9 protein-coding genes and 1 pseudogene are annotated in these 12,575 nt (G+C 51.5%); 4 read left to right on the top strand and 6 right to left on the bottom strand.

The genetic code is table 11. The features are described 5' to 3' along the window. The 6 genes from nrdD to Q0628_RS03925 form a co-directional block, all read right to left on the bottom strand. Positions 1-1,485: anaerobic ribonucleoside-triphosphate reductase (gene nrdD, locus Q0628_RS03950; protein WP_298768351.1), on the bottom strand; the 1,485-nt coding region annotated here is incomplete at its 3' end. A gap of 405 nt (positions 1,486-1,890) precedes the next feature. After that, positions 1,891-2,661, bottom strand: coding sequence for an SIMPL domain-containing protein (locus tag Q0628_RS03945; RefSeq protein WP_298768349.1), 771 nt, complete (start codon positions 2,659-2,661; stop codon positions 1,891-1,893). A gap of 9 nt (positions 2,662-2,670) precedes the next feature. Further along, on the bottom strand, positions 2,671-4,158 hold the full coding sequence (locus Q0628_RS03940) for a sodium:solute symporter (RefSeq protein WP_298768347.1): 1,488 nt from the start codon (positions 4,156-4,158) through the stop codon (positions 2,671-2,673). Positions 4,159-4,170: 12 nt separating this feature from the next. Next, on the bottom strand, positions 4,171-6,015 hold the full coding sequence (locus Q0628_RS03935) for a diguanylate cyclase (protein WP_298768345.1): 1,845 nt from the start codon (positions 6,013-6,015) through the stop codon (positions 4,171-4,173). 10 nt (positions 6,016-6,025) lie between these two features. Then, positions 6,026-7,165 carry an LptF/LptG family permease gene (locus Q0628_RS03930; RefSeq protein ID WP_298768344.1) on the bottom strand — a complete coding sequence of 380 codons (1,140 nt, stop codon included), beginning with the start codon at positions 7,163-7,165 and terminating at the stop codon, positions 6,026-6,028. Further along, positions 7,162-8,574 (bottom strand): LptF/LptG family permease, encoded by a 1,413-nt coding sequence (locus tag Q0628_RS03925; protein WP_298768342.1) that lies wholly within the window; start codon positions 8,572-8,574, stop codon positions 7,162-7,164. The genes Q0628_RS03930 and Q0628_RS03925 overlap by 4 nt, the downstream gene beginning before the upstream one ends. 64 nt (positions 8,575-8,638) lie before the next feature. On the opposite strand from Q0628_RS03925, the gene bamD reads away from it, so the two are divergent. The 4 genes and pseudogenes from bamD to Q0628_RS03905 form a co-directional block, all read left to right on the top strand. After that, a complete protein-coding gene (gene bamD, locus Q0628_RS03920) occupies positions 8,639-9,493 on the top strand; it encodes an outer membrane protein assembly factor BamD (protein WP_298768340.1) in 855 nt (284 codons plus the stop codon). Between the two features lie 53 nt (positions 9,494-9,546). Then, positions 9,547-10,515 (top strand): hypothetical protein, encoded by a 969-nt coding sequence (locus Q0628_RS03915; protein ID WP_298768338.1) that lies wholly within the window; start codon positions 9,547-9,549, stop codon positions 10,513-10,515. After that, positions 10,515-12,056, top strand: a complete 1,542-nt coding sequence (locus Q0628_RS03910; RefSeq protein ID WP_298768336.1) for a hypothetical protein — start codon at positions 10,515-10,517, stop codon at positions 12,054-12,056. Before Q0628_RS03915 ends, Q0628_RS03910 begins: the two co-directional genes overlap by 1 nt. Before the next feature lie 9 nt (positions 12,057-12,065). Continuing rightward, a pseudogene (locus Q0628_RS03905) lies at positions 12,066-12,575 on the top strand (rhomboid family intramembrane serine protease); the annotation flags it as partial.

Genomic DNA, 12,575 nt, shown 5'->3' with positions numbered 1-12,575 from the left:
AGTAAAGCTCAAGTTGCCACGGCCAAAGCGGACTTCGCGGCTCGGGTCGTAATGGTTACCGATTACGCGGGTACGGCAACCCATGTAGGCAATTTCGGTTTCAGGGTGGCCCGGCTTGTAGTACTGCAAGTTGTACGGGGCATCCTGGAAGCTGAAGTTCGGGAACAGACGCTTGGCGCTCACGCGGCAAGACAGCTTGAATAAGTCGTAGTTCGGGTCTCCCGGGTTCAGATTGATGCCTTCCTTGACGCGGAAAATCTGAATCGGGAAGATGGCCGTTTCGCCACCGCCGAGGCCATCCTCGGTGGTGAGGAGAAGGTTCTTCATCACCATACGGGCTTCGGGTTCGGTGCACATGCCATAGTTGATGCTCGAGAACGGAGTCTGGGCACCGGCGCGGCTGTGCATGGAGTTCAGGTTATGCACAAAGGCTTCCATGGCCTGGAAGGTCGCCTTGTCGGTTTCTTCGTAGGCCATCTTTTCGGCAAACTTCTGTGCATTCACGACAGTGTGTTCGCCATAGCTCTTGGCAAGTTCGTAGGCTTCGGACTCCTGGAACTTTTCGTTGGGAACAAGTGTCGCCACCATGCCCATCTCGGCCATTTCGGTATGGAGCTTTTTCACTACCGGCTGAATTTCCTCTTCGGTCTTTCCGGTCAGAAGCATAAGGGCCTTGACCATGTTGGAAAGGTAGGCCTTGCGGTAGGTGATGCGCACGCCGTCAGCCATGGCGTAATCGAAGTTCGGAATGGACTGGCCACCGTGCTGGTCGTTCTGGTTACTCTGAATGGCAATGGCAGCGAGAGCCGCGTAGCTACGGATGTCCTTGGGTTCACGCAGGTGACCATGGCCCGTATTGAAGCCATTCTTGAAAAGCTTCTTCAGGTCGATCTGGCAGCAGGTCATGGTAAGCGAGTAGAAATCCAGATCGTGGATATGGATGTCGCCTTCCATGTGGGCGCGGCTGTGCTCGGGCTTGAGCATCATCATGGTGTAGAAATGCTTTGCCGATTCGGAACCGTACTTGAGCATGGTACCCATAGCGGTGTCGCCATCGATGTTTGCATTTTCGCGCTTCAGGTCAGATTCCTTGGCGGAGCTGAAGGTAATGTCCTTGAGCGTATGCATGAGGCGCGTATTGACTTCGCGCACGCGGGTACGCTCGGCACGGTACAGGATGTAGCTCTTGGCGGTGTCGCCATAGCCACCTTCGGTAAGGGCCTTTTCTACAGCGTCCTGGATTTCCTCGATATCGGGAACGGTCTTGCCCTCGGCTTCGAGCTTGCCCACCACATCGGCAGACACCTTGAGGGCCGTGCTCGTCAGCACATCGTCATTTCCCAACAAATTCAACTGGCTCTGGGCGGCCTTAATTTGTTCTTCCAATTCGCCCGAGGCACGGAAAGCCTTCACAATAGCGTCGGCAATCTTCTCTATGTTAAACGGCATCTCGCGGCCGTCGCGCTTCCTTACAGAGACAATCATCTAACCAATCCTTGGCGCTCGGCGAGCACTTTCGAAGCCTCCAAAAGAGGCGTTTTTCAGTCCAGAGCTCGTATCGGGCATATGTTTCTTACTTTTTTCGCATTCCACTACATCTTGTGCCCGAACCAGGTCAAGAAACACAAGATATGGAAACAATATAACAAAAGAAATGCACTTTTGAATGATTTTCTCGTAAAAAACTTAATTTTTTTTATAATTTTTGTTTACGTTCGGGGTGGTTTATCAACAGCCTACGTAACCACCCCCGAGTTTTAGCTTTTCCTAAAAACCGGAAACTCGGTAACCCCTTTATAAATAAGCACTTATATTTATCAACAGAAAAATGCAACATTTTTGACATTTCACCTTGACAAAAATATAAAGTGTAGCTAGCCGGAATCAGGCCTACTGTAGAAGTTCGACCACCAGCCTTACCGACGCAGAAATCGCGACGGAATCCGCCACGGCCGATTCATCTGCGACACCATTCGACACGGCTCCGAGAGTCGCATATTTGACCATGGGTCTAGAGCGCGCCGGAACAATTCCGTCGCCCTCGCCTACCAAGGAAATTACCTTGCCCACCTTGCCACCGACACCGGCGGCATAGCTTTCCGCCTTGCGAAGCGCCTCCTTGCCCACGGCCCGGATAATTTCGTTCTGCAGAGAATCTCGTTCCTTGAGTCCTGCAGAAGTGCGGATTATTTCGACATCCATTTCTGCAGAAAGCGTTGCTATTACTGCAGCGGCAATTGAACGCGAAGAACTCTTGATGGCAAAGGACTGTCTCATCACATAGCCCGTCAAGCTGCGGGAGCCCTTATCATAGGCCCATTCCTTGTGCATCTCGACGCTATTTTGTTCAATTTCACTTTCATCAACATCAATTTTCTTCATTTGTTCAAAAACAGACTGACGGCGGCTTTCCATCTGTCTAGACAGAATTTCCTTGTCACGGCCGTGTAGCTCGATAGACGCCACAGTCAAGAACTCGTTCGCTTCGAACTTGCGCTGTTCTGATGCAAGGACTTCAACCGTAGGCGTTACCGAAGACGACTTCGCAGAAGGTGAAGTCAGAGCACTTATCGACGGACGATCCGCCTTGTCAAATGACACGACAATAAAGCCCAGAAGGACAAGTAACAAAATCAGGAACGGGAAGAACTTCCCTAACATATGGACCTCCTAACGCTTGAACAGGTTGACAAGCGCATTGACAACCAGAGCGACAACTACCGTAGTCGTCATGCTGATAAAAGGCATCCACGGCCAGCTGAATACACCGCCCAGAACCGCCGGAACTCCGAAGGCAGGGATTCCCTGCACAAGCACGAGACTTGCCATACCACAGAGAACTGCAACAATAACAACCCAGCCGCGAAGTTTGCAGGATTCCACGCCAAAGACCCTATCAGCAAAGAAGGCTAACAGGAACATGCCCAGTAACGGTCCCGTGAAAAGCCCCGTAAAAAACAGAGCATTCTTGAGAAGACTCCCCTGCTGTGTCGCTGCAAACAGAGCAAAGAGAATACCAAGAGCCCCCCAGACAACAGTCCATATCTTGGCTCGCTTCAAGCCACCGATTCCATCGGTTTCGTCCCAGCCAAGAATATCGCGTTCGGAAGTATTGCCGAGCGAATTGATTGCACTCGAGAGGCTACTCATAGCGGCAGCACAAATGGCAGCAACAATCAGCCCCGTCACCCCCACAGGGAGTCCATTTACAATAAAGTAAGGAAACACGTCGTTTTGTCCTACACCCTCGGGAAGGACCGCGACATGAGCTTTCTGGTAGTACACATAGAGGGCAGCCCCCACCCAGTAGAACAGGATAGAAACCACACAGCCAAGTACCATCGAAAGAACACTTGATCGATTTGCCGCCTTGACATCCTTGCAACTCAAGTAACGCTGCACAAACTGCTGGTCACATCCACGAATCGCAATTTCAAGAATGGCGTAGGCAAAACCTGCTGACACGAGCGTACGCGCATTCGAAATATCCATTGAAGCGTCCCACCACTTTGTTTTGCCCGCCTCGCTTGCCAAAGCAACCATCTCACCGAAGCCCCCAACCGAACTTGCAATGACTAAAAGAACCAATACACCACCGCCAAAGAACACGCAGAACTGCATCACGTCGGTCCAAATGACCGCCTTAATTCCACCGAACCAGGTGTAGAAAATAGCGACAGTAGCCGAAACGACAATCGCCGCCTTCAGGTCGACATGCAGAACCTGAGCAAGCACCAAAGACGGCGCAAACAGCAGAATACCCGTGCGAAGCAGGAGGTGAAGGCAATAAAAAACTGCCGCCAAACGGCGCACCGGCTTCGAAAAGCGCATCTCGAAAAGTTCATAGGCGCTGTTGATTCCAGAAGTACGAAATTTCGGAATAAAGACGACACCCACGACAACGATACTGATTAGCGCGCCAATCTGGAACATGAGGAACGTCATGTTGTCGCCGTACACGTCGGCAGGAGCCCCCAGGAATGTTGTTGCGCTCACCGAAGTCGCAATCAGGCTGATGCCAACGGCCACCCACGGAATAGAACCTCCTCCGAGCATATATTCCTTGAGATTCTTGTTACCGCGAGAAACCCACAGTCCAATAAATACGGAAAGAAGCAGGTAGGCGACAAGGACAATCCAATCCAGGACTGTAAACATACGTAGTTCCCGTTAAGTTTGAGAAGCAGTCACTTCCGGTTCCACTTCCTGGAACTGGATAACCTGGTTACGGCCGCCTTCCTTGGCTCGGTAGAGAGCCTGGTCGGCATTATTGACGGCCTTGAACATATCATTCGTGAACGATGGCGTGACCAGATAGGCGCCGATACTGATCGTCACGCGGAGCGGTTCGGCTCGATGAATATCGAAGACCAGCTTCTGCACGGCCTTACGGATACGTTCTGCCGTTTCGATCATACCGTCGGCATCAGTCTCAACAAGACCTACCACAAATTCTTCGCCACCGTAACGGGAAACAATGTCAATGTCCCTACGGATTTCACCGCTAATGGCAGTCGCAATACCCTTAATGACCATGTCACCGACCGAGTGACCATAGGTATCGTTGACGCTCTTGAAATGGTCAATATCCATCATCAGGATACCAATATTGTACTTACGACGGTCGGCGCGAATCTTTTCGGTGCGCAGCTTTTCACGCAAAGTTTTCTGATTGATAAGTCCCGTCATACCGTCGCGCATGGCCATGTCGCGGCCCTGTTCGAACTTGCAGGCCCGATCGTAGGCAAAGCCGGCAACGCCCGCAAACGCCTTGAGCAGTTCCTTCTCGTGATCGTTGTAGGAACGAGAGCCACCGCTTTCCAGACAGATGGCCATATCGGCCACCTTGCCTTCGGCACTGGGATCGGCAGAAATCGGCATCACCAGAATCTGGCGCAAATTGAGGTTACGCTGTTCGTTATCGTTCAGACGCGGCACATATTCGTTGAAGCCCGACGAGAAACTGCGTTCCACGGGGCGATTCCACATGAGCGAAAGAACAAAGATGCCCTTATCCGACAAGGTGAAACGCTTATTCACAAACTGTTCGGAGTCAATACCGTCGCAGTACTCTACGCGACCGGAATTTTCTTCCTTGTTGTCCATCACCAGAATCGTCAGACGGTCATACGCCACATTGTCCTTGACATAATTGATAATCTGCTTGTATATGTCCTTGACAGACATCGTCTGGAAGAACTTGCGCTGGTAATTATAAAGACCGCTATACTGCTGAAGGGCAATATGCTTCTGAGCCGAATAGAAGCCCTTGTAGTCGAGCATCGCTATCGCCGATGCAATATGGCTCAGGGCCTTGGCAGTCATGTCATTAAAGGCGTTCGGATAGACAGAGTCCATCACCAAGGCACCCACGCGGGCACCGGAACTGTGAGCCAAAATCGGCACTGCAACGACCGACTTGATAGGCGTATTGTCCACATAGTACAGAAGACTCTTTGCGCTAGGAAGGTCCCCTTCTAGAAGGCGGTTGACTTCCGTGCGGAACATCTGGCTGAGCAATCCGGAATTTTCCGTTATACGGATACAGGGATTCACGGAGATTTCCTTGTCGTTCACATAATTACGCATTCCCCATTCCTTGGGATTTTCCATCTGCGTAAACACCAGGACGGAATTCACGTGCGGAACGACAGCCTTCAACGCGCGCAGCATGTCAGTCATGGAACGGTTGATGTCGGAATTGGCTCGCGCCCATACCTGACTCACCTTGAGAGCAGCCTCAGGTTCATTCGCCTGACCTGCACCATTACGGAATTCCGAACGAAGATCCGGAGCGACCACAGGAGTAGCCGCAGTCGAACGTCCCGGAAGGGAAATGACCGGGAGGTTCGCCGTTGCAGGAGTACTGTTCGGTCCAGCAAGACGTGGACGGTTCATGAAGGCGAGCACAAAGGCAACGACGGCAAAAGGTATTAGGAAAAGGAGCATTCCTCCTTGGAACGCAAGTCCCAGCAGGAAACCCGCGACAACAAAAAGTATTTCCGCAACAGACATATTCTACCCATTACAAGCGGAAGGAACGGTACAACATCACTACTGATACGCCACCGTACACGAAGTGGCTAATCCAGGCCGCCCAAAAAGGCGAAAGTGCACCATTTTCTCCCATCTTCAATCCGATTCTTTCCAGAATATAATAGCTAAAAACAATCAGGAGGCCAACTCCGAATTTTTGGGAAAGCCCCCCAGAACGGCTATACCGGTGACATAGAGCTGCACCGATGAGCAGAACAATCAAATTCATCCAGTGCGCAGAGCGTTTGAAATGCAGAGCCGTTTCCATGGCCCGAGTGTCTTCGCCCGAGCGCTTGAGCACCTCGATTCGCTTAAGGACCATCTTGGAATCCATCTCATCGGAAACCTGACGTTCATTGATGAGGTCCGCCGGCATCGTCGCCACCTTGTCGCATATTTTTTCACTACGAATCGGATACGCCTTGACATCGCCGTCTTTCGTGAAAACGCGTCTATAGCCCCTTTCAAACTGCCAGCAGCCCGGCCAGTTGTCTCCTTCGCTAATTTTTTTTAGGGAATCCAGAGAATCTTTCGGAGCCTCTTCTACCCAGCGCACGAGTTTGGCATCGTAGCGTTCCTGCATGCGGCCCTGGTCCCTCAGGAGCAGGACAACATCTCGACCGAGGCGATTCTTTCCGGAATAATGCCTAAAGAACCAGCTCGCACGCTCGCTATCGATAAACGTGAAGTCGCGTTTTTCCTTGATGCGCGGATTCTTCTTTTTCTGCGAATTGGTTTCCATGATTTCCAGACGCTTATGATTTGCGTCAGGGAGCCAAAGTTCGCTCATCTCATAAGAGGCCACCGAGACAAGGATTCCAAAGACAAATATCGGGAACAAGGTCTTCAGAGGACTCTGACCCGAACTCTGCATGGCGCTCATTTCGAGATGTCGCGCCATATTGCCGATCGATGCAATCACCGCGATGAAAAGGGCGACCGGCGTAATAAGGTAAATCATGTAGGGCAAGTAGCAGACATAATAGTCCACCGCATCCTTCGTTTCTCGCGAGAGCCATGTCCTGATGTTTCCGACAAAGTCGATTACCACGAACATGAAAATGGCTCCAATCAAGACGATGAGGAACATCTTCACAAAATTCCATATCATGTAACGCGAGAATTTCATCGCATCCTCCGCGTAAACACCTTGGAAATCCTACAGAACAATCCACGAATCGCAAGCAGGGCCCGACGCAAACGGGAATTCCCCGAAAAGCGATCACGGACCATGGTAATCGTAATGAAGATTCCGAACGAGCCGATAATGATATTGGACGCCCACATGGCAAGAACTGGATCGATCAGAAGACGGTCCGCCAAATTTTCGCCGCCGATAAGGCAAATCCAGTAGATGACGAAAAAAGAAAGGCTGTAAAGGATACCCGTACCGATACCGCCCTTACGGGCCATGATACCTAGAGGGGCTCCAATCAGAATAAAAATGAAGCAGGCGAAACTCGTACTGTACTTTTTCTGGATTTCCACCGTGTACTGCGCCTTGCGCTTAAGCTCAGTGAGCATCCGACCATATTGATGTTCTGTCGTACGCATCGCCGAAATTTCCTGAACGCGCAAACGCTGCAGCGACCTACGGCGCTGGACGGAATCCAGCGAGGCGCCCGTTTCCACCGAAGTAGGCACAATCGAATCCGAATCAACCAATTTATACAAACTGACAAGCGTCTCCAAGCGTTTTTCGAGCGCAACCTTACGGTTCTCTTCGTACCTTTTTTCCGCATCGGCAACGACCTCGTTCATCATTTCGATTGGCATTTCGCGGTCACTGCGATAACTGCGGCTGCGGCGTTCCAGACGGTCGTCGACATTTTTCATGGCAAGGTCCTGGGAGAAGAACCTGATGCGGAAATAATTCGCCGGATTGTCGGCATCGGTCATGTGTGTCTCGCCGCTACGTAGGCGGAGCATGAGAGTCGCACCGTTGTCGGCGTATTCCATCGTGGCGCTGTCGGCATACACAATACGCGGAGCGCCCTTCTTTTCCATCTCATATATCTGGATTCCGTACAAAGTTCCAGACATAGGATCGATACGGTTAACCCACAGTTGCACATCGGGGAACTGGGTGATGAGGCGCCCTTCGTCAATGAAGACATGCGGCTTTTTACGGGAAACCGCATTCATGAGTTCCACGGAACGGTGGTTCGCCTCGGGAAGAATCCAGTTGTTGAAAACAACCATAAGAACCGAAATGAGCATCGACACAATGAGTACCGGACGCATGAGCGAAAGGGGCGAAACGCCGGCCGCCTTGCACGCCGTAATTTCCTGATCGCCAGACATGCGACCGAATGTCATGAGGCTTGCCACCAGCACGGCCATGGGCACCGATAGCGAAAGCATCCACGCAAGGTTCAGTGCGAAAATCTCAAGAACCGTAGACGCAGGAAGTCCTTTAGAAAGCACATTGTCAAGAATTTTGACAAGGAAGTCTACCACAAACAGGAACGTAATGCCGAAAAGAGCCGCCAAAAAAGGGGCGATGAGCTCTTTCAATACGTAGCGGACTAAAATCATTTTTCCGGACTTTTAAAATTTTCTAATTTACGGGAGTAAAATTAGAATTAACCAAAGAAAAAAGATGACCCTGTTAAAAAAGATTCCCGTATTCCTTTGTGTTTTGGCCGAAGTAGTCCTCCTCGCAGGTTGCTCCTCTAGTGGGCAGACCAAGATGAAGCACACGGAATGGTGCCGCATCCGTTACGAGAACGCAGAAGCGCTTTTCAAGAAAGGAAAATACGGTCGCGCAACCGACAAGCTCGAAGAAATTCTCTCGTTGTGCGCAGGAACCGGTTACATGGAGCAGGCCCAGTTCCTAATGGCCGAAAGCTACTTCAACATGGAAGACTGGATCGAGGCGCGCGGCGAATACGGCAGCTTCGTTTTAAACTTTCCAGGCTCTCCCTTTATCGAGACGGCCGAATTTCGCAAGGCCATCTCGTCGTTCAACATGGAATTTCGCGTAAGCCGCGACGAAGCGAACACAACTATCGCCATGAAGGATTTCGAACGCTATCTGTCGAACTATCCAGACACTCCGCTGCGCGATTCCGTGAACTACTATTATAACCTGCTCGTAGAACGACTCGCCGAAAAGGAATTCCAGACCGCCAGGCTTTACCTGCGCATGGACAAATACCAGGCAGCCGTCATCTACTTCAAGGAATTCCTTGAAACCTATCCCAACAGCAAGCGCCGCACCGAGGCCCTGTTCATGATCGCTCAGGCCTACAACGAGCTTGACCAGTTCGAAACGGCCAAACTCTATCTGAACATCGCAAAGAACGAGGCTTCTCCCGACGACAAAAAAATCCAGAAGCAGATCGCCAAAACCGAAAAGAAAATCGACAAGGCTGAAATTGCATTTGCAAAGCGCATGAAGAAGGATTCCCAAAAGAAGAGGTTCTGGAAAGAAGACCGCGAAATGCAGAACTAATGCGTGATGCGTGATGTGGAATGTGAAATGAGGAATGAGGAAGTCGCAAGCAGGTGAGAGTCATTTTTAGCATACTCATTGTGGCTGTTCTTGCCGCATCTGCGATGGCCGCCGAAGAGACTTCGGAGCGCGACCGTTCCAAACTGTCAATATTTCTGCAGCCATCCGTCTCGTTTCTGGATTTTCCTGAACGCGAATACTTCCAGAACGCCATCGACACACTGTATTACAGTTTCAAGGAAGATGCCCTGACCGAGAGCGAATCGCTGAGCGTGGCCAAGCAGGACTTCCAGAAAGTCAACTTTTGCTTCCCGATTGCCTTTGGAATTCAGTACCAGGTATTCCGCAACAACTTCATCAGCGCGGGCGTGAGTTACATCTATGACAACGAATCGGTCGTGCTGACAGATCGCAAGAGCCGCTCCCACAATTACAGCTATACGATCCAGGGAATACCGATGTTTCTCGAATACAGGTTAGGAATTCCCCGCAATCTGATGACACTTTCGGGAGAAAGCCTGTTCAGCATCGGTGTACGCTGGTACTGGATACTGCCCGGCACCGAAATCTACTCCACCTGGGGAAAAGTCGAAGCAAAGACTCCCCTATGGGGATCCGGATTCGGAATTAGCGTCGGTTACCTGATTGCCAGCTGGAAGAATTTCAACATATACGGCGACATCGGATTCAGCAGCATCAAGGTAGAATCCAACGGCAATTACTCGGACATTGTTCCCGACGGTCCCAAGGAAAAGGCTAAGTGGAATATTGGCGGACTCACGATGCAGGTGCGCGTAGGCTTTGGCCTCTGGAACGAACCCGAACCAGTCGAAGAAGATGACGACGATGACGACGTCCCCGACGGCGATTCCGCAACAGTTCCGCCAACAACAGCAGCCACGACAACGGTTGCCGACACAACAGCAGCAGATTCAACAGTAGCCGACACCACAACCGTGGACACTACGCCTATCGACACCACAAGTTCTAGCGAAGCGAACGAAAAATCCCCGGAGGAATAATGAGCCTCATTCCGGGCGAAAAACTTCATTACGCCGAAACGCATTTCAAGTTCAAGCTACCATGGTCGCTTCTGTATAGGCCATGGCCCGAAATCCTCGTGGACGCCCCGTTCCAGTTTGTGCCGGGTGTCGAGCCGACTTTATGGATTGTGGTCCGCGATGCGCATCGGTTCCCGACGCTTATCGAGAAGGCTGAAATTCTCGGTAAAACCTTCGACCTGCAAATTCGCGCCACGGAACAGTTCGGATTCTTCCCCGTAAAACTCGGAAATCTCGCTCCAGGGAAATACGAAATCGATTGCAAGATTTACGCACGACGAATAGACCCGATAAACGGGAATGTCCTAGAGAAAGTCAAGGTATTCAACCGTTGGAACTATCCGGGACTAAAGGCCGTACCGCTAAAAATCCAGGTGCTCGCTCAGGACCCCCCAAAGGCTCCCGGATTCATTGCAGGCGAAATGCACTGCCACACGCATTATTCGGCTGACCACGTAGAACACGGAGCATCTCCCGAAGTCCTACAGCAAGCGGCCAAGGCCATCGGACTCGATTACGTGAGCTGTACCGACCACGCCTACGATTTTGCCTTTACTACCGAGGACTACACTCGCGAAGCGGATTCGCCACTCTGCCGCTTTGACGCATTACGCGAGGAAATCAGCAAGCTTAACCAAGCCGAAGGCATGCCCCTCATGATTGCAGGCGAAGAAGTTTCGGCAGGCAATTCCAAGGGCGAAAACGTGCACATGACGGTGCTAGGCCCCAACGGCTACCTGCCCGGTCTCGGCGACTGCGGACGCAACTGGCTCGATAACAAGCCAACCTTCAAAATTCCGAAGCTCCTGGAAATGACTGCGGCGCACTGCTTTGCTGCACACCCGATGCAGCCCATGGGTTATCTCGAAAAATTCATCTTCCGTCGCGGCTACTGGAGCCACAAGGATCTGAACCTGGAAGCAGGACACAATATTCGCGGAATCCAGTTCTGGAACGGAATTCGCGACGAAGGATTCAAGCTCGGTCGAGAGTGGTGGATCGAGGAACTCGGCAAGGGCAATTACTTGCTACCCATCGGCGGAAACGACGCCCACGGAGACCTGAACGACACCACATCAGTACATATGCCACTGATTTCGCTCGGTCACAGCCGCGAGCACGTGTTCGGAAAAGTTCGAACGGTTGTTAAATCAGGCGAGAAAAGAATCTCACTTGAATCACTCAACGAGGCATTTGCAGGCGACAACTGCTACGTTACCGACGGCCCCGCCCTCTGGTGGGAAATCGACGGCAAGAAGGTTCTGTTCCACGCCCGCAACACGGAAGACTACGGAGGAGCCTTCCGACACATCCGCATTTTTGGACGCAGACGATCCTCCAACGGAAAGCTCGCCAAGGATGAGACCTTGTGCATAGAGAGCCTAGTGCTACCACCCGCAAAGACCGATATCAGCGTCAACATAGACGACTTCGCCTACCTGCGCGCCGAATGCGAGACTGCGACAGGGCATTTCGCCATGACATCGGCCGCAGTCATTTAGGAGGAGTCCATGCCACGATTCATGTCGCCGTTGCGGCCGCGCTACATGCGATCCCCGTCGGATATTCCTCGAGAGGGACTGAAAGTTCAATCTATAACCCCAAAGCCGGAACCATCCTCGACAAATGACGAATCGTCTAAACAGGAAGAGCCGCAGTTTCCCGAAAATATCTGCATTTCAGAAGGTACCTTCCGCCAGATTCGCGATGACAGTCTCGTACTGCTATCCCAGGGAATATCGCATCGTCTGACACGACTCGAGACCGGGCCGTTCCAGATTTTCATTTTGCCGGAACATGAGGAGCGAGCCCGACTGCAACTCGCGCTCTACCGCAAGGAAAACCCGCCTAAAGAAGAAAACCCTCCATTACCGCTTAGTTTCAGCTTGCAGCCGTTATGGGTGCTTCTCGCCCCGACTATCTTCACTCTCGTTGATTTTTCTAACAAAGTAAATTTGCATACTCCGGGCATATCGGATGCGGGCAAAGTCATAAAAGGCGAATGGTTCAGGAGTCTCACC

The organism is uncultured Fibrobacter sp., from assembly GCF_937877005.1.
GTDB lineage: Bacteria > Fibrobacterota > Fibrobacteria > Fibrobacterales > Fibrobacteraceae > Fibrobacter.
This window is presented reverse-complemented; position numbering and strand designations above follow the sequence as displayed.

What these genes read in the sequence shown, in the direction of transcription:
- Q0628_RS03945 (WP_298768349.1), bottom strand. Translation starts at nt 2,661, where the DNA reads ATGTTAGGGAAGTTCTTCCCGTTCCTGATTTTGTTACTTGTCCTTCTG.
- Q0628_RS03940 (WP_298768347.1), bottom strand. Translation starts at nt 4,158, where the DNA reads ATGTTTACAGTCCTGGATTGGATTGTCCTTGTCGCCTACCTGCTTCTT.
- Q0628_RS03935 (WP_298768345.1), bottom strand. Translation starts at nt 6,015, where the DNA reads ATGTCTGTTGCGGAAATACTTTTTGTTGTCGCGGGTTTCCTGCTGGGA.
- Q0628_RS03930 (WP_298768344.1), bottom strand. Translation starts at nt 7,165, where the DNA reads ATGAAATTCTCGCGTTACATGATATGGAATTTTGTGAAGATGTTCCTC.
- Q0628_RS03925 (WP_298768342.1), bottom strand. Translation starts at nt 8,574, where the DNA reads ATGATTTTAGTCCGCTACGTATTGAAAGAGCTCATCGCCCCTTTTTTG.
- bamD (WP_298768340.1), top strand. Translation starts at nt 8,639, where the DNA reads ATGACCCTGTTAAAAAAGATTCCCGTATTCCTTTGTGTTTTGGCCGAA.
- Q0628_RS03910 (WP_298768336.1), top strand. Translation starts at nt 10,515, where the DNA reads ATGAGCCTCATTCCGGGCGAAAAACTTCATTACGCCGAAACGCATTTC.